Genomic DNA, 1,021 nt, shown 5'->3' with positions numbered 1-1,021 from the left:
GGATCGAGCACGACATCGCCCGGCTTGGTCGAGGCCATCATGATGCGGGCCAGCAGCGCTTCCGGCTTCTGCGTGGGATGCAGCTTGTTGCCGTTCTCGTCTTTCAGGCGCTCGGCGCCGGTGCAGATCGGGAAAAGCCAGTCCGAGCGCATCTGCAAATCGTCATTCGAGGCCTTCAGCGCTTCGTAGTTGAAGGTGTAGCCCTTGGACTTCTGGTCGCGCGAGGCCCAGATCATCGTCTCATGGGCGTTCTGGAAGCGGCGGCCGCGGAAATTCGGCATCGGGTTGGTCTTGCGCCAGACGACGTCGTTCAGGATCCAGAAGCCGAGATCCTGCATCCTGGCACCGACGCGGAAGATGTTGTGGTAAGAGCCAATCACCCAGATCGTGCCATTGGGCTTCAGCACGCGTCGCGCGGCAAGCAGCCAGGCGCGGGTGAAGGCGTCATAGGCCTCAAAACTCTCGAACCGGTCCCAGTCGTCGTCGACGGCGTCCACCTTGGACTGGTCGGGCCGATGCAGGTCGCCGTCGAGTTGCAGGTTGTAAGGCGGATCGGCGAAGATAACGTCGATCGACTTTTCGGGCAGCCTGTCGAGGGCGGCGACGCAGTCGCCTTTGAGGATCGTGTCCAGCCATTCGGACTGCTGGGGAGCGTGGGAAAGCTCGTCGAGAAGACGCACGGCAGACATCAAAACACCCAAAGCACGCGTTACGATTTACTGGCCGTTATGGTTACCGATCAGCGTAAACATTCGGTGAAGGTCGGGCGAGAGCCTGCGCCACTGATTTGCGAACATCGGCCCATTGGTGTATGCCGCGCCGCTTGGGCCAGTCAGGCCATTTTCCTCCCAGCTTCGGATTGCCATGCCCCAGCCAGACCTTGTCATCTTTGATTGCGACGGCGTGCTCGTCGATTCCGAAATCATCGCCGCGCGCGTCGAGGCCGAGCTTCTGACATCGGCCGGATACGAGATTTCGCCGGAGGAGCTTGCCGAGACCTATGCCGGACTGACCTTCAAGG

Annotated in this window: 1 protein-coding gene and 1 pseudogene; one reads left to right on the top strand and one right to left on the bottom strand. The window is 60.9% G+C overall.

The annotated features are described in order from the left end of the window. Positions 1-689, bottom strand: a 689-nt coding sequence (locus tag EOA79_RS32250) for a site-specific DNA-methyltransferase (RefSeq protein WP_164894082.1), incomplete at its 3' end; no start/stop codon positions are given. 175 nt (positions 690-864) lie between these two features. Here EOA79_RS32250 and EOA79_RS33995 point away from each other — a divergent pair. After that, positions 865-1,021 (top strand): annotated as a pseudogene (locus tag EOA79_RS33995) (HAD family hydrolase); the annotation flags it as partial.

Source organism: Mesorhizobium sp. M1A.F.Ca.IN.020.03.2.1, from assembly GCF_004023205.1.
In the GTDB taxonomy this organism is placed as follows: Bacteria; Pseudomonadota; Alphaproteobacteria; order Rhizobiales; family Rhizobiaceae; genus Mesorhizobium.
Note: the sequence above shows the minus strand (reverse complement) of the source record. Positions and strands in the feature narration are given on the sequence as shown.